13 protein-coding genes and 1 tRNA gene are annotated in these 20975 nt (G+C 29.6%); 2 read left to right on the top strand and 12 right to left on the bottom strand.

Features of this window, described 5'->3' with window-relative positions:
- Positions 1-597 precede the first annotated feature (597 nt).
- The 11 genes from GFV01_RS06325 to GFV01_RS06275 form a co-directional block, all read right to left on the bottom strand.
- Positions 598-1911, bottom strand: a complete 1314-nt coding sequence (locus GFV01_RS06325) for a hypothetical protein (RefSeq protein ID WP_160565693.1) — start codon at positions 1909-1911, stop codon at positions 598-600.
- Positions 1912-3621: 1710 nt separating this feature from the next.
- Positions 3622-4122 carry a cupin domain-containing protein gene (locus tag GFV01_RS06320; RefSeq protein ID WP_221411117.1) on the bottom strand — a complete coding sequence of 167 codons (501 nt, stop codon included), beginning with the start codon at positions 4120-4122 and terminating at the stop codon, positions 3622-3624.
- 45 nt (positions 4123-4167) lie between these two features.
- The gene (locus GFV01_RS06315; RefSeq protein WP_160565691.1) at positions 4168-5229 is read right to left on the bottom strand and encodes an alpha/beta hydrolase; all 1062 of its coding nucleotides are present in this window, start codon (positions 5227-5229) and stop codon (positions 4168-4170) included.
- A complete protein-coding gene (locus GFV01_RS06310; protein ID WP_160565689.1) occupies positions 5222-5986 on the bottom strand; it encodes a carboxymuconolactone decarboxylase family protein in 765 nt (254 codons plus the stop codon). Before GFV01_RS06310 ends, GFV01_RS06315 begins: the two co-directional genes overlap by 8 nt.
- Before the next feature lie 720 nt (positions 5987-6706).
- Positions 6707-9292: a TnsA endonuclease N-terminal domain-containing protein gene (locus tag GFV01_RS06305; RefSeq protein WP_160565687.1), complete on the bottom strand. Its 2586-nt coding sequence runs from the start codon at positions 9290-9292 to the stop codon at positions 6707-6709.
- A complete protein-coding gene (locus GFV01_RS06300) occupies positions 9292-11091 on the bottom strand; it encodes a site-specific DNA-methyltransferase (protein WP_160565685.1) in 1800 nt (599 codons plus the stop codon). The genes GFV01_RS06305 and GFV01_RS06300 overlap by 1 nt, the downstream gene beginning before the upstream one ends.
- Before the next feature lie 18 nt (positions 11092-11109).
- Positions 11110-14028 (bottom strand): ATP-dependent DNA helicase, encoded by a 2919-nt coding sequence (locus GFV01_RS06295; protein WP_160565684.1) that lies wholly within the window; start codon positions 14026-14028, stop codon positions 11110-11112.
- A 701-nt stretch (positions 14029-14729) separates the two neighbouring features.
- Positions 14730-14803, bottom strand: a tRNA-Ala gene (locus GFV01_RS06290).
- Positions 14804-14813: 10 nt separating this feature from the next.
- Complete coding sequence (locus GFV01_RS06285) at positions 14814-15245, bottom strand: Rrf2 family transcriptional regulator (RefSeq protein WP_105296402.1); 432 nt, start codon at positions 15243-15245, stop codon at positions 14814-14816.
- Between the two features lie 14 nt (positions 15246-15259).
- Positions 15260-15931, bottom strand: a complete 672-nt coding sequence (gene rsmI, locus GFV01_RS06280) for a 16S rRNA (cytidine(1402)-2'-O)-methyltransferase (RefSeq protein ID WP_160565682.1) — start codon at positions 15929-15931, stop codon at positions 15260-15262.
- Positions 15932-15946: 15 nt separating this feature from the next.
- Positions 15947-16642: a hypothetical protein gene (locus tag GFV01_RS06275; protein WP_160565680.1), complete on the bottom strand. Its 696-nt coding sequence runs from the start codon at positions 16640-16642 to the stop codon at positions 15947-15949.
- 71 nt (positions 16643-16713) lie between these two features.
- On the opposite strand from GFV01_RS06275, the gene GFV01_RS06270 reads away from it, so the two are divergent.
- A complete protein-coding gene (locus GFV01_RS06270; protein ID WP_160557642.1) occupies positions 16714-17319 on the top strand; it encodes a thymidine kinase in 606 nt (201 codons plus the stop codon).
- Positions 17320-17333: 14 nt separating this feature from the next.
- Positions 17334-19778 carry a bifunctional UDP-N-acetylmuramoyl-tripeptide:D-alanyl-D-alanine ligase/alanine racemase gene (locus tag GFV01_RS06265; protein WP_160565678.1) on the top strand — a complete coding sequence of 815 codons (2445 nt, stop codon included), beginning with the start codon at positions 17334-17336 and terminating at the stop codon, positions 19776-19778.
- Between the two features lie 225 nt (positions 19779-20003).
- On the opposite strand, the gene GFV01_RS06260 is transcribed toward GFV01_RS06265, so the two are convergent.
- A complete protein-coding gene (locus GFV01_RS06260; protein ID WP_185150331.1) occupies positions 20004-20735 on the bottom strand; it encodes a S24 family peptidase in 732 nt (243 codons plus the stop codon).
- Positions 20736-20975: the final 240 nt, after the last annotated feature.

Raw genomic sequence — 20975 nt, 5'->3', positions numbered from 1 at the left:
TTTTTTAATTAAAAAAAATTTCATTATACAATAAATCTTCTTTATTATAGCTTATTCACGTATAATATAATTCATTATAAATTTATTTTATAATTTTAATTTTAAATATAAATTTAATCGAAATATGAAAAAAATCATATTAAAAAAAAATTACCTAATAATCTAAGATATATACTAAATACTATAAATGAATAAAAATATATTACATTTTGAAGAATCTAAAATTACAATTTTTATATTTAGTATATTTATATAATATTAACATACAAATAAACATTATAATTATATATTATTATAATATTTAATATTAATGCTTTTAATTAATGACAAAAATATTTTTTTCTTAAATTTTAAAATATTTACATCACTGTTGAAACGATTAAGCTGAATTTAATATTTTTAAATTAACAATTTTATTGTAAATATTGATTTTATAATATGCTAAAACTCTTATTATTTAAAATTTAAATCTTCATAATAAAATTATAAGCATATATTTTAATAATTCTTATGAATCATTAATTGCTTAAAGTATAAGAAACTAAATCTTCAATCTTTATGAAATATTTTCCTATTAATCTATTACTTAATTAAATTTTAAATTACATATTTATTATTCTTACTATACAAATAATAATCTATCGGTTGCGGAACACCTTCTAAATAATAATCATAATGATTAAATATATTTTTTTCTCGTTTAGAAGCTTCATACCATTCTTTAAATTTATGCAATCCGTAATAATTATTTTTTTTAAATTCTTTTTCATATCTACCATCATCTTTATAACGATAAAAGTGCCCCATAAACATCTGATTATAATTGTAACATTTATCGTATTTAAATGATTCTCCCCAGTATAGAAGATATGCAGCAATTTTTGCCTTTAATGAAATGTTCAATTCTTTTTCATGTTCTAATTTATTGGCAAGATATTCTGCAATATACATGATATATAAATTTTTATTAGGAGTTGACAGCTCTTTGAATACGTCCAACGTATTCTGATTGATATGTACGTTCCCATCATAATCTTTAGTCCATAATAATTTACCTAATTCCTCAAGATCATTATCATTAGCATGCTTATAAAAATTTGGCAATTTAGTATTCTCTATTACCCATTTCAATAATTTTTTATCTTCCGTATACCCAAAATCAATCACTAAGCTTCTCATGAAACGTGAATCATGTTTAATTAACCAAGAAAATTGACTTGAATCATCATTAAATAAATACTTATTACGAGAAATTAATACTTTTTGATTTATGTTTACCTGTTGAGGCAATTCTTCAATATCTTTCCATCTTAATGTCATCGTAATTTCACCCGTAGAATCAATTATATATGGGGGTTCTTCAAATGGAATATCGCGATATATATTCTGATAATCTAAAATGTATGGTAATGGTAAAAATGATGTTATAAAATTTTTTTTATCAACTATGTATACATTACTATTAATATTTGAATAATCATATTGGTATTTAGATGACTTATCATTTTCTTTAAGACTACTAATTTTTAAATATGAATTTTCTGATTGTGAATCTATAACTTTACCAAAAATTGATTTAATTTTTTCATCAAATATTTCTTGATTTGGAAATTCAAATCCACTACTTTTTAGTATTATTTCTTCTATTGATACTAAAACATCAAAATCTTTTTTAGAATAAAAATTACTGAAAAATTTTGTATTAGCCCCAATTTTAACTTGATTTCTTAAAGTATTTAAAAGATCAGGAATTTCTTTTATATTTCTAATTTTTCTATTTTCTTTTGCTCCTTTTCTTTCTTCCTCCATACTCTTTTCTTGTGTTTTATTCTTTTTAGAATAAATAATTTTATCTTCTTTACAATTATATAGGAATATGATAAGAATAGCAATAATTAAGTTTATTTTCATAGCTTTTGTTAAGAGTTTTACCCTTAGTAAATAATTATCATAAATTAAATTTAACCTTTACATCTTCTTATTTATAATAAATATACTTATTATGATATTTAAAATAATATTAACAAAAGAAACATGTCAAAGAAATAAAGCATGATTATACTTCAATATTTCTCCTAATATTTTTAAATCCAATATTTAATACTGGAAACCTAAAAATTTATAAGTATCATTTATTAATACTAAGATTTAAGCCTATATAGAGGCATTATCAATAAGATAATTATATCGATATTATTTCTTTAGCTTAACCAAACTTTTAAGTATAAAACCATGTGATTCTTTTTACAACGTATAAGATCAGTTTTAAGAAACAATTAATGTCATTGCATCTTAAAAATCTAATTAGTTTAAAATAACTAAATTTATTTATTAATACAACTTTTAAATATTCGTAATTAATAAGTTATAATTTAATTTTTAATAAAAAATTATGATAAAGAATTATAAACATTAAGATCTTTTTCTTTCTGAATAAGATGAAGATTAATTACAATATAACTTAAAAATGAAATTTTTCTCTAAATAGCAGCTTTTGTGAAAAAAATAACAAATAAGATACTTCGATTGAGTAGAAACGAAAATTTTATTTTGATTTATAAATGTTAAATCAATATTTTTTTTCTCATAAGAAGACTTATAACTCATATTATGAAAATTGATATAATAATTATTGTAAAATTTACGATGATTATTAATATTTATCTTATTATTTAAATTTAATTGAAAATTGATGAGATTTTCCTTTCTATTAATAAATTGAGGCAAACTTGAAAGCAAGAACGAACTTTCATAGATTTCTTTTTCTCTGAATTTATCAAAATAAAATTTTTCATTTTTTTTGATTAGATAAAAAAACAATCCATAAAATAAATCATATTTGGCAGAAATATTCATATAAAATAATTTTTATTATTAGTAAAATCAAATTTTAAGCAAATTTAGTAATTATTTTGATATTATATTTATAATTAAAAAAAACAAAAAATATCCTAATAAATAATACACAAAAAAGTAAACATTTTGTTTTATATAAACATTATTTATACTTTTTAATCAACAATACATTTTTACATATTTTCATTAGTATTATTTTTTTTATACTCTATAGTCAATATTGACAATTCATTTTTTACTAAATTAACTTAATTGATTACTCTTATTTTATAAGAATTCTGATTCTACCTAATTATATAATTTTAATTTTAAAATTTATTATTTTTAGATTTTATTTTTAACTTTTTTTATTCAAATAATTCCTATTTTATAAAAATTACTACTTAAATCAATAACTTTATTTTATATTTTTAAAAATTTTATATTATTTTTAAATTATAAAAATGATTGACTAATTTCTTAATTCTCAACATCTACTTTATTATTCAAATTCATAAAGTAATTAATATTTTAAATTTTATGAATTCCTCTTTACAGTTGCAATACAGGCAATTAACTTCCTATTAGATAAATGCCCTATAAGTTTTAGAATATTGTTGGTCATTATCTTTATTAATTATACCGTTTCAGATTGTGGATTTTAATGAAATAAATTGTGGATTTATATTTACCTAATCTTGAAATTTTACAAATTTTGTCAATAGAGAATATTCTATTTATATATAATATTTAGTTGTTAAAAATTCAAATAGTTTATCCTTGTATTTATTTATCCCCGCTAAAATATTCTTTATCGGTAACCCGATGAAGCCACACAGCCCCGCCTAAATTACTATTAGTTCCAATGGCAATATGTGTCATGGACTGATCTTTTGAAGCTCCATGCCAATGCTCAATATCAGGCGGACATTTTATTACGTCTCCTTTTTTAATAATTTCAACGGGCTTACCTTTTTCTTGATACCATCCTACCCCTTCAGTTATCAATAATATTTGTCCTCCTGGGTAATAATGCCAATGAGTTCTTGCTCCCGACTCAAAACTTACAGAACCAATTACAACATTATAAACGCTATCGGATGGAGCTAAATATGTTAACCATACGTTTCCTGTAAAATGCTCATTGGAAACCTTAGTTCCTTTAGGAAAAATCGCCGACACTTCCCGTGCATCCAATCTATTACTTTGTTGGGTACTCCTACACGCAATTAATAATAAAGTACATAAAAGTATTCCTTGAAAAAATGAGCTCCTAATTTGATTCATGGTTTATTAAATTTTAAAAAAACTCGATGATTTATCCACTACTTTTTAAAGGTTTTTCTTATAAAATTCAACTAATTTAGTTACTGCATGAGATACATATTCAGGCTTCCAATAGGTTTGTATATGAGTTGCCCCTTCTATTTGGAATAACTCCTTATTTTTTGCATTAATAGCCTTAGAAAAAGCTTCTTCGGTCATGTATTTGGTATCTGCTTTACTTCCCGCAATCATTACTAATGGCTGATTAAGTAATTCTATTTGATCGGTTGCATCCCACGCCATTAAATACATAAGGCTACTAGTAGTATAAAGAAAAGTTGAATTGGGATGTGCATGAGTTCTATAATAATATACATATCCTTCACGATATAAATCCGTAGGAGTTTTATTAATCTCTTCATCCGTAACACTAGCTACTCCCGAATACAAAATTTTTCCTCCGGATGCTTCTTGGGCTCGAGCCTCGGATGCTTGTTTTAAACGTTCTTGAATAGTACTGACTTGTGAATTTTGGAACCCATTGCGTCGTACTTCTCCCGAATTAAACATACTAAGAGTGGCTATAGCTTTTAATCTTTTATCCGTTTGAGCCGCCTTAAGTGTATACCCACCGCCCCCGCAAATTCCCAGAGCTCCGATACGATTGGCATCAACTCCGGGGTATTGAGAAATGTAGTCTGCCATACCATGAATATCTTCGGTGCGATAGGCCGGATTATCCGTATGACGAGGATCTCCCCCACTGGCTCCTTGATAGGCTGCATCGGCAGCTATGGTAATATAACCTGCTTCTGCCAATTTTTGCGCATAAAGTCCGGCAGTTTGCTCTTTCACTCCCCCGTTAGGATGGGCTACAACTACAGCCGGATATTTTTTTGAAGAATCGTAATGGGCCGGAGTATAAACATTAGCCGCTATTTCAATCCCATGTAATTTATAGGTAACCGGATGTATATTTACTTTTCCCGGTTCATTTTTTCCGATCGCGCCTTCATAAACTAAGGTAAACGGATTATGTTGATCGTTTTTATGAGACGATTGTGCTTGCATTGCATCAGCCCCTACTAATGATGTTGCAATAGCTAATATTGAGGTTAATTTATTCATGATTAAAATGGTATGTATTTTTTTCTTGCTGTTCAACTATTTCATTTACAATTTTTCGCACAGAGGTTGCTTCTTTTCTTTTTAAAGTTGTTTTTATTATAGTTGTAAATTGTCGAAGTTGTCGGGGAGACCAACCTACATTAAGACAGATATTTAAATGGGAACGAAGCATAGGTTCTGCTTTTCCTATTGTACTAATAGCTGAAATGGTTACTAATTCCCTTTCAGCATAAGTAAGAATATCTCTTTCAAAAATATCGGCAAATAAATGTTCTTTCAAAAAGGTATCAATTATCGGAGCAAATGCTGAATAACCACTAAGTTTTACAGGTTGTTGGGTTTTAGTCAATTCTTCCAGTATCTTTTTTCCTCTTTCATATTTGTTTTCGTTCCTCTTAAAGTGAGAAATATCTTTTCCATCTATATCTTTTATGCCTTGATTTTTACGATCCTCAATCACTTCCATAAAGGTTTGTAATCCCGGAATACTTCGCGGAAATCCACAATAGGCATATAAATGTACCAAGATCTCTTTGATTTCATTTACTGTTAAACCGGAGTTAAGCCCATTATTTAACGCTTTTTTAAGTTGAGATAAGTCTCCTTTAGCTGTATAGCTCGATATAATTATTATACTTTGCTGTCTGGAATTCAAAAGAGGATCCTGTATTATATTGTTATGTTGCGATTTAAGATGGCTAACCATACCTATGACAATAAATAAAAACAGTATGGTTTTATAATATATTATTTTCATCCTTTAAATACATGCAGTTGTTAACAAGAATCTTCTAAAATTTAATTACTTCATCTCTACCTATACTCTAATTGCAATGATTATACCTTTATAATTTTTAAATCGTTGATAAAGACACCGATGATATTTTTTTAAACTTTTTTTATTTCATAAACAAATTATTTTAATGATAATCTTGTTTATTAACATTGATAGAGCTAATGTAAATTTCTGATTTTAAACCACGTTAATTTGTATACTGATTACCTTTATTTCTACCAATAAAACTGATTTTTATATGGATTGATTTTCAAAGGAGAGGAGGTACTTATAAGTGTAGAAATTAGAGTAATTAAAAAAATAAAAGCACCGAAAATATAATTTGGTGCTTGGATATTATGCTCAAGTTTAATTTCTTTTTTAAATAGTAAAATAAAGAGCTAATTAAATACTAATCCGGTGTCCATCTCCTGCCCACTTTTACTGTTTGTATATTCAACACTAAGTCTAACACTTTATTGAAATATTTTTATCCATCTTTTTGATTAATATTATATCATGCTAAAAAAACAAAGTCTTTTATAGTTAAGGTTGAATTTTTCAACAATTAACTCTAAAGTTTCTTCAAACTTAATTTTAGACTAATAATATTCTAAATATTTTAAAAAAGACATAATAAAATACGATAAATGTAATCCAGCATTGCCTTATTTATTAAATAAATGTTTTTATGAAATAACTTTAAAATTTAATTGTTGGATTACTTGATTGTATAATTTCATATCTCATTTTGTTTGCATCTGCCAATTGTTTAGCATACTCACTTTTAGCTTTTACCACATCATCATCAATCATATAATCAGCTTTCACTTCTAATATAACATATGAACCATCTTTAAGCAATACTAGAAAGTCAGGATAATAACTGCGTAATGTATGCGAAACATTATCTATGTAATGTATTACAAAATCAGATTGGCCATTTGCTAACATGCCTGTAAACCATACTTTGTCAACCTTGTTTTCATTAAGCAATATTTGGAATAATATTTTTTCTGGAACACTATCAAAACAATAATTGTCAAGATGGAACGATTTGTTTTTGAAAGGTTTGTATTTATTGTCTTCTAAACTTGCTAAGAGTTCAGGCTTAACCTTCATTTGGTAAAATCCTTCTTTTGGTGCTTTTACTAATTTAACTTTTATTTCATCCGTAGAGGTAAATTCCTGTATATCCCAATAATAATTGAATAGTTTGGGTATAACCCAATCGTATAACAATTCATTATAGTCATTTACCCATTTTAAAACTTCATCAAGCCTTTGTTTGGATTCTTGTAATATCTGTTTTATATGTGTTGGTTTGAGATTCAAATATCTTGATATTTCACCGATTAATAATAATGTTGAATATTTAAATTTCTCTTTTATATAAGTAATATCTTTAAAATATCTTTTTTTTGATAAATCGGTAATTGATCTTTCTGTTTGAATAATCCTATACCTTTCAATATCAACCTTTTCAAATTCAAAGTCTATACCCTCATTAAGTTTTCGTTCTTTCAGTTTGTATAATTTCTTAACCTGTTTTAATTTCAATTCTACTGGTGGTGGAACGAAACGAACCTCAACTAATTCTTTGTCATCGTTTTCTCCTTTTAAATCATCAATCGTTAGTCTGAAATTTTCTTCCAATTCAGCATTCAAAATATCAACGTTTTCTTTGGATAGGAATACCATGGCTGTTTCTTGATACTCTGTGATTTTACGCAAACAACGCATTGTCGCCTGAAGTACAAATATCTTTGACTTAGGGCATCGATGCATACCCACACCAAATAATGAACGACAGTTCCAACCCTCTTTTCCTTTGTTTACAAGAAGAACGAATTGCTTCTCTGAGCTTATGGTGTCCAAATTAATAAACTCTCTTAAATCATCATTATTTGTGATAGTTGCATCACCTACATTTACAAGAATTTTTGAAATTGGTATATTCAATTCTATTAATACCTGCTCAACTGCAGGGCGTAATTCATTTTGAAGTTCATCTATTGAACTTGCAAAGAATGCTATTTTAGGTAACATCCCTTCAAAGCGTTTCCCATCATAAGCATCCCAAAATTTAGTAATTGAATATCTTACAAATGCTTGTGTTTGATTTCTTATATTTTCAAATTCTTCTATTTTGACTTTTTTCAAATACTTGTTATCAATCGCATCTTTCAAACCGTAATAATAAACTACCTCAGGTAATAAACGTTTACCAACGTATGGAGTTCCTGTATAATTGTAACAGCCTACAATGTGAGTTCCTGCGTAATTCAAACTTTCTGCTAACTTATTGATAGTGTTTCGTAAACTTGTAGCCTTGTTGGGATCAAAATCTTTCTTTAAGGTACTACCAAATACATGGTGAGCTTCATCAACATAAATTCCTAGTTGAGAAATACGCCTTAAGGATTCAAAACGTTGATTTGTAAGGAGATTGTGTACATTTAGTTCTTCACCATACAAGTCTTTTCCCATTTTCAAAAATGCATGGGTTCGATCACTGAATAATTGTTGAATTTGAGTTTGCTCATTTTGTTGCCTTCTCAAAATTATTTTTTGAGTATTGGATATGATAATATTAAATCTTGAACCTTCGAGCAGATTCAATGTAAGTCCTGTATCATCCAAAAAATGGAATTTTATATTTTCTATAAAATTGACATATTCAGGAGGTACAACTTTTGATTTGTCAAAAGTTTGAATCTCTTTTAGTGATTGTAAAACAGTCTTGTCTGGTGCAAATACCAAAGCATTATGACAAAATTTTGGGTCTTTGGGAAATTTATTTGCTAATAGGAATTCATAAAAGATCGATGTAGCCATCAGAACAGTCTTCCCTAGCCCCATTGTGAGAGAAAAGATATAGTTGGGATACTCTTGTTTGAATTCTTCTATTTGATTAAAGACTGCTTGATAAAGATCCTTATTTTCATCGAAGTTAAATTCGTTTTCAAATAAATCTATTTGTCCTTTAGAACTTAATCCCGTGGTTTCTCTGTCTTTAAACTCATTTTTTTTATAAACCCATTCTATAAATATTTCGTTTAAATGCTTGTTTTCACAAAACTCTTTTAGGAAAACATACATTTCCAAGGCTTCAAATTGTGGTTTGCGAAGATAGGCTTCAACATTTTCTTCAGGATTATTAAAAATTAAATATTTCTTAGTTATTCCTTTAAATTCTTTATATATCCGTTTCCTTTCTTGTGAAATGAATAAGTTCAAATACCGATAAAAGGGAAAATCAATATGTGATGATTTTTTCTTTGCCATTATTTAATAGTCTTTTCAAAAGTTTCACTCAAAAGGTCTGTTATTTTGATATGGATTGTACCCGAATCTTTTGGTATATCATAGACTCCCTTTACCAATTCATTTTTCTCCGGTATATCAACAATCTGAGGTTCGAAAATAGAACCATCATAATTGAAGTCTATCATTATACTTTCTGTCATTTCTTTCCAATTCTCTACATTTTCTTTTTGGATGGAAAGTTTTTGAAGTAAATTCATTGGATAGAATTCACGAACCAACAAACGATTACCCTCGATACTGATTTCAGCATCGCTGTCATGTTTGAATTCTAAGTTCGATTTATCCCTCAAAACATCCACTATTTTCACATCTAATGGAAAGGGTACTTGTTCTTTCAAATGTGCTGCCAAATCGGGTTCGTGTCCCATACACACCAAAAGAATGGCTTCAACAGGTTTGTTTGGGCTTTCATTGTGACGTTTTTCAAATGTTTTGTAATCGAAATTAACTATTAGTTCATTCAGGTCGGCACGTGTAGCAATACGATTTACAGGCATCACTTTTACAAAACGTCCATCTTTTTCACCATCATACAACATGCTGTTTGGCATGGGTTGTACTTCTAATGCCTTTAGCAACAAATCTTTTGCTTCGATAGGATTACGAAAAACATCGTAATTGTTAACATTATAAACTTGAAATCCTGTATAGTAATTCTCAATCTTATTTTCATCATCAAAGCCGATCTTATTTTGTTGACTATTCAACTCATTAGCTACCTTTATCAAACGTTTAGTGGTTGTTTGAACTGCTCCTAAATTGATATCTGCACCAATAAAACGTCTGCCAAGTTTCATTGCAACAGCCTGAGTGGTTCCACTTCCCATAAAACAGTCAAAAACAAGGTCTCCTTCTTTTGTTGACGCTTTTATTATTCGTTCCAATAGAGTCTCAGGTTTTTGAGTTGGATAACCTTGTATCTCATTAGAGGTTGCTGCTTGTTGAAAGGACATGATGTCATCCCAAACATCACCCATCGCAATGCCTTTTAATTCATCTAAATATTGTTTTTCTCCATTACTCCTGTCGTCTCTGTACTTTCTACCTTGTTCATCTACCCTATGAAATCTTTTCTTATACTCTTCGGTATAATCCCAATATTGTTTATTGAATTTATATTCAGGTGTTTTTGTATAAAAATATAAAATGTCATGAGTTCGAATCCAATTATATGCCGATGTTTTAAAACCCGAAGAGGTTTTAGTAGACCAAATAATTTCTCTTTTAAAATTTGAAGAGCCAAATATCTCATCTAAAATGATTTTTATAAAATGCCCTCTTTTTTCATCCATATGTATATAGATACTTCCATTTTCAGCTAATAACTCTTTCAATATCATTATTCTTTCATACATAAATTGCAGATATTCGTCATTAGACCAAATATCTGTATATTGTTTTTCTTCAAATGCAGTATTATCATTTTCTACACTTTGTCCTTTCAGCGATATTTTCTTTTTATAATCAGCTTTACTGTCATAAGGAGGGTCAATATAAATTAAATCTACCTGTCCACGATATTTTTTCAAAAGATGTGACATTACTTGCAGGTTATCACCCCAAAAAATTTGATTGATCCAACCATCGGTTTCTTCACCATGTTGTTCCTTCAATTGTGCAGGGTAATATTGCGTACTTGTAAAAGGACGTTTACCCTTCCATCTCAACATGGGATAACCTTTGATAGGTTCAAATTTAAATTTTTCAACCGAATCTATTTTTCGTTCTGCATTCAGATTTAATATATTATCTTCCATAGTATTTAATTCTTTCTTTTATTCACTAAACATATGTGGATTACAATAATATCGCATATCACATTCACCGCATTGCTTTTCACCTTTAGGCGTACGACTCATATCGTAATCTTTTGATTCTATTCTGTTTACTACCTCAGAAAATATATCAATCGTAGCGTTTATATTATCTATATTTGCTTTAAAAGTAATGTATGGGATACCATCATCTTCTTTTGGGTAGCACAAATGCAGTTTACTTATTTTTACCCCTTTGTTTTTCTCGATAATATGTGCATAAACTTCCAATTGACGTTGGTATTGGTTCAACAATTTTCGCTCCTTAGGGTCAGTTGAGTTTACATCGGGTTTATCACCTGATTTGAAATCCACCAATTCTACTGTTTCATTATCACCCTTTATAAGGTCGATAGTTCCTTTCAGAATATAATCTTCTTTTACCAAAGACACATCAACTTCGGTTTCTAATATCAAATTCCAACGACTCTGATTGCGGTCACGATACCTTAACACCTGTTTCAACAATGCGTTAAGCTGTCCTTGGTGTAGATAACTTCTTTGCTGTTTGGATAATAGTTGATAATTACGATTAAACCAATCGGTTATATTATCATTAGTGAGCTTATTTTCTTCTTTCTTCAATACTGCACGATGAATATCTTCAATCGTTTGATGTAATAAACTACCCCCTAAAACGCCCCCTGTACGAACTTCAACAAATCCTAATTCTTTATAGAATTTATATTGTAAAGGACAGTTTTCATATAATAAGATATCGGATGTAAAAGCATATTCACGCTTTATATTGATGGGTTTTAGGTTTTCTAATTCAAGCAATTCGGGTTTAAAACGTTCATCTGTCCAAGATGGCAATTTATTAAAAGTATCCGCAAAATGTTTGGATGGTGTGCGTCCTTGTCCCTCTCTTGTACAAGCTGATAATACCAATAGGTTCTGAGGTCTTGAAAAAGCAGTATAAAACAACCTGTAAAAGTCATAATACTTAGTTTTTTCAATCGGTTCGAAGGGTGGCTTGTGATAGTAGTCTGATTGAAGTTTCAAATCAATATCATCATATTGTTTTCGTGGTGATGCGTTTAGTGAACCAACAATAACAATAGGGAATTCAAGCCCTTTGGATTGGTGAATAGTCATAAATGAAATACAACCTGAGGGAGCGTATTCTTCAAAGTCTTCATATTCTTCAAGACCACCTTCCTTCAAAAATCGTAAGAATTTATTAAACAATTCTTTTAATGTTCTGTCAATATTCTTTTCTGTAAAAACAGTGAAATTATAGGTATGTTCAAACTTAAATAATAGTTTGGAGAACATAGCGATATTATATGTTGCTCTCAGGTCTGTTTTCTTTTCTTGTAGGTTGACATCCAAATATTTTGAAAACATTGGAAATTCAAGAAGTTGATACAAAAGGGCAGCAAATGCATAGTTGGTACTTTGAGAAAAGTTATTATGAGCTTTCATCTTACTCAAAGTCCACTTATAAAGTGTTTTGTGAGTTTGTGAGTCTTTCGTAAACTCATTCATAAATTCTACCTGACAACCTCTATAATAATCCCATATATCCAATTCTGCTGTATCATTCCATTTCAGACGTTGAAATAGGTTAGGAAATATGGTAACAAATGCACCAATCAGCAAACGTATTTCTTCACGTTCAAAAAACATCTTGGAACGTGGTGAGAATACAGGTATGCCCTTATCTTCTAAAAATTCAGCTAATCCAATGGCTTGGTCACTTTGAACAGATTTGAATAGAAATGCTATTTGATTGTAATCAGTCAGTACACCCTTATCTTTTAAATCTTTGATGAAATTATAAACTTCTTGATGATAAGCTTCTGTATCATTATGTTTAGATACTTTTATTACAGCAGGGATGTTTGGAAATTCACCATCATTTGGTTTGATGGTCTTTTCATATCTGAAAGTTTTACCATTATGATTCCAATTATGTCTGTTCATAAACCTGTTATAGAAATTGATAATATCAGGGTGTGAACGATAATTGGTATCTAATGTAACCTTTTTACAAGTCCCTTTTTCAAAGTGTGTAGAAAACTCTAAAATATTTCGTATAGAAGCTCCTCGAAAACGATATAAACTTTGATCATCATCTCCAACAACACAAATATTTTTGTGTTTATCAGCTAGTAACAGAATAAGTCGTTCTTGAATAGTATTAGTATCTTGATATTCATCAATCATTATATATTTAATCTTATTCTGCAATTCTGCTAATATATCAGGATTGTCCTCTAATAACCCTAGAGCTTTACTCTGTATAGTAGCAAAATCAAGTACGTTTTCTTCTTTCAGTAGGTTTTGATATTCTTTGTAGAAATTACCAATCACCTGTAAATCAGGCTCATCAGAATTGTATAGCTCATCAGGGTCGATATATTCTTCTGCTATTTTAGATACATATTTTACAACGATATCAGCTTTAATCCAATTGGATAAATTTATCTTCCAAATGAAGTCACTATTTTCAACTGCTGTGAATCTATTGATATTTCTAAATATAAGATATCGTTGGTCAAATTGATCAAGAATATTATAGTTTCGGTTAAGACTCGTAAACTCTCTATATTCTTCCAATATTCTAAGAAAAATAGAATGTAGTGTACCAATATACATTTCATTGAGATTAATATCTATCCCAAGTTGTAATAATCGATTTGAAATTCTTGTGACAAGTTCTTTTGCTGCTTTCTCAGTGAATGTAGCAACAAGTATATTCTCTGCATTAACACCTTTTGATATAAGGTAAACTACACGTTCCACAAGGGTTTTTGTTTTACCTGCTCCTGGACCCGCAATTATTAGCAGGGGGCCTTCTGTATTTAAAATAGCTTCCTTTTGGTTTTTATTAAGAGCTTGTTTATCGATTTTCAATATTTCTTCTAATACCATTGTATATCAACATAACGTCAAAATCAAAGGATAAATATATATATTAATATAAAATAAAACAACAAAAAGTAAAAGGCTTATATACTTAATACTTTGACACTAAACAAAAACAAATCAATTTTATAAACCATTATTTGTTTCATGTATCTATAATTAATTGAATATAAAAACAATGATGGGAAAATTGTTTATAATAAAAAATGCTAGGGAAATCTTATTTTCGAGCTAGATCCAAAAATGTATCATGGAAAAAATGTAATATCTTCTTGAATTATTAAGAGTTTAGCTGGAAGAATAGGTAAATAAGTTGAAACTTTCTTAACAAACGGTATCTAAACTTGAGAAAAAGGAGTAAATAAATGATAATATTCTAGATAAAAATGCTTCTGCTCTACATTTTCTTATTGAAGCCATTAAGATTTATAAAGAAAAGGGTATTATTATAATAAATACATGTCAAGATGAATCATTCAGTTACGCTGTTCATTATAAATATGCTATTTATCCTATTGAAAAAAAAGTAGAACTCTACAGTATGAAATAAGCACTTTAAGAAAAAATGATTTAATAGAGAAACTATTTAATAAGTAAAATAATATTTATTGAAAATAAAAATCAAACCGGCTTTATAGATATTGCCTAAAAATAAAAAACACCAAATATTAAAATTCGGTGTTTCAGATATTTGAATTTTAATCTTGTGGAGCTGATGGGGCTCGAACCCACGACCTTTAGACTGCCAGTCTAACACTCTAGCCAGCTGAGCTACAGCCCCGAATTTTCGATCACAAAGATAACTTATTTTTCTTTTTTGCCAAACTTGCTAAGGTTGTTTTTCTATAGATTTCTAAGGTTGCATCTCGAACTTCTATAAATACATCGCGTATGGTACAAGTGTCTTCTGTTGTACACGTATCACACGGCTGATGGTACATAATCGACACACAAGGCAATAATGCTATCGGCCCATCCATTAATCGAATCACTTCTATCAAGGTTACTTTTTCGGGATCTTTATTCAATCGATACCCTCCTTTTGCTCCTCTTCTACTAGTTAAAAATTGTGCATTCTTAAGGTCTCTTAAAATATTCTCCAAAAACTTTTTGGGAATATTTTCATCATTAGAGATTTCTGTCGACAATATACTTTTATCCTTATCTTGTCTTGCTATATAAATTAAAGCTTTTAAAGCGTATTTACACCGGTTGGAAATCATAAATCTAAAGATACTTATTTTCCTTCAATTAGTAAAACTATTTCGCCTTTCAAAGGCTTTTCTTTGCATATTTTTACTATTTCACCTACGCTGCCCCGCAACGTTTCTTCATACATTTTGGTAAGTTCCCTGCTTATGCTAACTCTTCGATCTTCTCCGAAGATTTCAGAGATTTGTTCCAAAGTAGTATTTATTTTATGGGGGCTTTCATATAAAATAATAGTTCTGCTCTCTTGAGATAGCTCTTTAAGTTTGGATTGCCTTCCTTTTTTGGCCGGTAAAAAGCCTACAAAAATAAATTCATGAGAAGGAAGCCCGGAGATTGCCAGGGCAGGAACAAAAGCCGTTGCTCCCGGAAGGCATTCTACCGATATATTTTTTTCGATACACGATTTTACAAGCATATATCCGGGGTCCGAGATACCCGGCGTTCCGGCATCGGTGATTAAAGCAATGACACGTCCTTCAGAAATTTGCTGAGTATACCCCTCTGTTTTTTGATGTTCATTAAACATATGATATGATTGCATAGGTGTTTGGATATCGTAATGCTTTAAAAGCTTTCCGGAAGTACGAGTATCTTCAGCCAAAATTAAGTCTACTTCCTTTAAAAGCCGTAAAGCCCGCAGGGTAATATCTTCCAGATTTCCAATAGGAGTTGGAATTAAATATAGCTTTCCACTCATATATTTTATAAACTTTTAAGAATCAAACCTGTGTACTATTAAACCGGATAGACGTTCCACATATTCTTCTTTGTTTTTCCAATTGTATTTTACGAACATTTTTTCCATCCATCTTTTTGCTTCTTCTATCGTTTGGGTTTGGTTTAACTGAGCAAATTCAGCATCCATATCTGATTTGCTGCCATTAAACAATTGACTGATAAATGCTATGGAATCATTAAAATCTAAATTAATTGGTCGTACAACTCTATTCTTTTCTTGAGGTTTTATTTCTGCAATTTGTATATTCAGAGAATCCATTTTTTTTAAATTTTCTTCCTCTGATTTTCTCATCTCCTCAGTTGTATCAACTGCTTCTACAAAAGGATCCTCAACTTTTTGTTCTTCTATGATTATATTGTTTTCAACATTATCTTTATTTATTGATTCTATAGGATCAGACACTTCACTTGCCGACTCTTTGTCCGTTTCATAAAAATCTCTAACCTCTACTTTTTTTTCCTGAACTTTACCATTACTTTCTAAATTTTCAAGAATCTGCTGATATTTAGAAGTAGATAATTGTTTTAAAAAAATAAATTTTTCGTATAAATTTTGAATTTTCTGCTGATGTGACAAAAGACCTGAAAAGCTTTGCACACGGCTAATTTCTCCGGCAATGGATTTGATTTCCTCTAGAACTTCCTTTTGAAATATTTCTTTAGCATTCATAATTTGCTTTTTAATATGTTCGTTAATTTCTACTTTTGTAAAAATTTTTATTAAAGACCCGAAATTTACAAATGTTTCTTGAAAATACAACAAATAGCACTCAACAAACTGGCTGGATTGAAGTAATTTGCGGTTCCATGTTCTCCGGTAAAACAGAAGAACTTATACGCAGACTCAAACGTGCAGAATTTGCAAAACAAAAGGTTGAAATTTTCAAACCTGCCATGGATGTAAGATATGATGAAACATTGGTGGTTTCCCATGATCAAACTTCTTATCCCAGCACTCCTATTGATAATCCTTTAGAAATTCCTCTTTTGGCAGCCGATTGCGATGTTGTAGGAATCGATGAAGCTCAGTTTTTTAGCGATACTATAGTGGAAGTTTGCAATCTACTTGCTAATCAAGGCAAAAGAGTTATAGTTGCAGGTTTGGATATGGATTTTAAAGGCAGACCTTTTGGACCGATGCCTTTTTTAATGGCTACCGCCGAATACGTAACAAAAGTACATGCTGTTTGCGTAAAAACCGGAAATTTAGCTAATTATTCCCATCGAATTTCATCCGGCGAGAACTTGGTGGAATTAGGAGAAAAGGACAAATATGAACCTCTAAGCAGGCAAGCTTTTTGGGAGATAATGAATAAGGAAAAAGTACAGAAAAAGGATGAAATTTAACTAGAGATTCTACGATGAAATATTCAGCATCTCAACTGGCTCGAATTATCGATGCCCAACTCATCGGCAATCCTGATAGAATAATTAAACATGTATTCTATGACAGCCGAAATATAGTATCTCCTGCAGATGGTACTTTTATTGCATTTAAAGGAGTTCGAGACGGACATACTTATATGGAAGATGCTTATAATAAATCGGTTCGAATTTTTATAGCGTCACATATTCCCTCAATGCATCCTGATGCTACATATTTAATAGTAGATGATACGGTTTCAGCGTTGCAAAAATGGGCTCGCCATCACGCAAATCCTTTTCCTAATCTTCTAACCATAGGCATTACCGGAAGTAATGGTAAAACTATACTAAAAGAGTGGCTTGACCAATGTTTATGGGATGAATTTTCAATTATAAAAAGTCCTAAAAGTTTTAATTCACAAATTGGACTTCCCCTATCTCTATTACAAATTACATCTAAACACAATTTAGGAATTTTTGAAGTCGGAATTTCCAAACCCGGTGAAATGGATAAACAGGAAGATGTTTTGCATCCTTCAATTGGTGTCCTCACAAATGTATTAGCAGCTCATTCCGAATATTTTAAAGATCGGGAAGAGCAAGTTATAGAAAAAATTAAACTTTTTAAAAACTCACGGGTAATTATTTATCCAAGTGATCCGATTATTTCAAAAATAATTCAAAAAACGTATCCCAATAAAAAATTAATTTCTTTCGGAAAGGAAAATTCAGACATCCAATTATTAGATATTTCTCTTACCGGTAATACAACAGAATTGAACGTTTCCATTTGGGGGGAAAAAAGAACATATACTATCCCTTTTACTGATAATGCCTCTATTCAAAATGCATTATGTTTAGTAGCCGTACTTTCTGAATTGGGTTGTAAATACGATTTTATACAAGAAAAAATTTTTCATTTGCAACCGGTATCGATGCGTTTAGAACAAGTATCGGGAATTAATAATTGTACTATTATAAACGATACCTTCAATTCCGATTATCAATCTTTGGAAATAGCCTTACAGTTTCTTTTTCAGCAAAATAAACCTAAAAAAGTATTGATATTGTCGGATATTTTCCAATCTCGTCTTCCTGAAGCTTCATTGTATAAAAAAATTGCTGACTTAGTTAATTCTTTTCCTTTACATCATGTCCTTTTAGTAGGAGAAAAAATGCACCAATATCAAAGCTTATTTAATGCTATGTTAAAAAGCTTTTTGTCAACAGCAGAAGTTATTAAGTTTTTAGAAAGTCGATCTATAAAAGATGCTGCCCTATTAATTAAAGGGGCCCGTGCATTTGAATTGGAAAAAGTTGCTCAATTATTGCAAGTTCAATCTCATGATACCATACTGGAAGTTAATCTGAATTCACTTTTGAATAATGTAAATTATTTCAAAAGTCAATTAAATCCGAAAACTAAAATTATTGCCATGGTTAAGGCTTTTTCTTACGGTTTGGGAAATTTTGAAATTGCAGAAGTTTTACAATATTATCATATAGATTATCTGGCCGTAGCTTATGCGGATGAAGGTATTAATTTAAGAGACCGGGGGATTTATTTGCCCATTATGGTTATGAATCCTGAAATAAGCAGTTATGATCGTGTCATTGAATATAACTTGGAGCCGGAAATATACAGTTTTAGAGAACTTGACTTATTTACACAAAAATTAAAAGAAAAAAACGTATCGGATTATCCTATTCATATTAAAATAGATACCGGAATGCATCGCTTAGGCTTCCAACCCGATGAAGCTCAAAAATTAGGTGACTTATTAAAAGATAATATTTATGTAAAGGTAAAATCGGTTTTCAGTCATTTTGCAGTGTCCGATGTGTTAGAGCAAGAAGAATTTACCAGATTGCAAGCGACGAAACTGAAATATTCATTTGATCTATTAGTTAAAATATTAGGTTATCGACCTCTTCTTCATATAGCAAATTCAAACGGTATTCTTAATTATCCCGAATATCAATTTGACGCTGTTCGTTTAGGTATTGGTATGTATGGATATATTGATAACGAAAAGGCTTTAAAAATGCTGGAAAATGTAATTACTTTAAAAACTGTTATCTCTAATATTCACAATCTTAAACCCGGAGAAACGGTCGGATATGGTCGACATTATGTTGTTGAAAAAAATTCTTCTATTGCAACTTTACCTATTGGCTATGCAGATGGTATTCGTAGAATCATAGGAAATGGTAAAGGATATGTAACGATACATGGAATGAAAGCTCCTATCATTGGAAATATTTGTATGGATATGATGATGATTGATGTAACGGGGATTGCTTGCAAAGAAGGAGATCCAGTCATTATAATTGGTGAAAATCCTAGTTTGAAAGAATATGCTGACTGGTATCAAACAATTCCTTATGAAGTCTTAACCTCTATTTCGCCCAGAGTAAAGCGCATCTATTACAGGGATTAAATATTCCTTATTATACTATTATATTTGAGGATCATCTATATTCTTATATAATTTTGAACTAATAAGCCTTTAATTACTATCGATCACAATATTATTTATTTATAAAAAATTTATAATATCTACAGGTTTTAAAAAAAACGGTTAAGGTAAAAAAGTTACTTTATGAAGTTTACAAATAAATTTTACTTAACCGTATAAAATCTTAAATGTATTAAAAATAGTAATTTAATTATGCAACCGTATACTTGCTCGTATTAAAGCAATAGCATTTATATGTTCCATTAACATATCTTTAGGCTGATGATGTTGATTCTGTGAAACCAGCTTTATATAATTGTCTCCTAATTCGGATTTTTGGACAAACTTAACGGTAATATATTCACTCCAATCATCAATTTTTATAGATAGTAAATACATTTCTCCCCAAAAAATTTTATCTAAAGTTATTTCTTTATATAATACTATATCACCACTTTTCAGTAATGGATACATGGAATCTCCTTTCACATATACTCCTCCATCACAATTAGCTATACCCGGTATACGAATTCGATCCAGAACCGCTTCACTGGAAGTCCCCTTAAAAAGCTCAACCAAACCGGCTGTAGCTTCTAAATCATATAATGGAACATCTTGTATTTCTCTAACAGGATCCGCCGTTTTACGGTGCATATTTATCGGAACAGTAATAATTTCTTTTCCTCTCGGAAATCCAGATCCTCTTTTTAACATAGATTCTCTTCCGGTAAGAAGCCAATTTACATTTATTTCATCAAACTTATTGGCAATATCTTCTAATATGTCATAAGAAGGTTTAGTTCCTTCCCTTTTTAATCGGTTTAATTTTTCCGAAGAACTATATCCCAACCCATTAATTGCAAAATCATGAACACTTCTAAATCCTTTATATTTAATGATCTCAGCTATTCTTTCAAAGAAATTTGTGTTATTTTTCATATTTTATTTATTTTTTGCAAATATGTTTGTATGTTTGCTTTGTATTATAACGTAAATATACATTATTTTTTTAAAAACCCATATAATTACCAGAAAATTAATTTATTAGATATCGAAACTTTTATTTCGATTTACAAACAAACAAGAAAGATGTTAACTAAATAGGAACTAATAAATGATTATATGAATATAAAGAACAAAATACCATTTTTAAGATTGATTCCACGAATTATAACGGTT

It is taken from the genome of Apibacter sp. B2912, from assembly GCF_009827835.1.
Classification (GTDB): Bacteria; Bacteroidota; Bacteroidia; order Flavobacteriales; family Weeksellaceae; genus Apibacter.
Note: the sequence above shows the minus strand (reverse complement) of the source record. Positions and strands in the feature narration are given on the sequence as shown.